At 19.3% G+C, this 436-nt stretch carries 1 protein-coding gene; it reads left to right on the top strand.

Annotated elements, in window-relative coordinates; translation table 11 throughout:
• Positions 1–436 (top strand): Mu transposase domain-containing protein (locus tag GM111_RS08340; RefSeq protein WP_408022645.1); only part of this gene is annotated, 436 nt, incomplete at both ends.

Here is a 436-nt window from a genome sequence, read left to right as displayed (position 1 = left end):
GTGAAAGTATAAGAAAGCAATATAAGATTAAAACTCATAATCTAAAAGTTGATAATTCATCTTTAATAACTTACCATAAAAAGAAATATTCAGTACCATCTAAATATATAGGTAAAATTATTGATGTTCAACAAATAGATAATTCGTTATACATCTATTGTAGCACAAATTTAATAACAATTCATCATATTTCTGAAAATAACATAAATTACTATGAAGCACATTACAAAGAATTGATGAAAACAACACTTAAATTCAATGATAATAAAATAAAAGAATTTAATATAAATAATTTATCTTTTGTAGATGCTTTATTAAAACTTACAGATAAAGGTATAGATGATTTTGATTTTAATTATCAAGAAAATTTAAATAAACAAGATATATTAGATCTATTAAGTCATAGATTTATACATAATTTTGAAAATATTATCTT

It is taken from the genome of Streptobacillus canis (genome assembly GCF_009733925.1).
GTDB classification, from domain to species: domain Bacteria; phylum Fusobacteriota; class Fusobacteriia; order Fusobacteriales; family Leptotrichiaceae; genus Streptobacillus; species Streptobacillus canis.
This window is presented reverse-complemented; position numbering and strand designations above follow the sequence as displayed.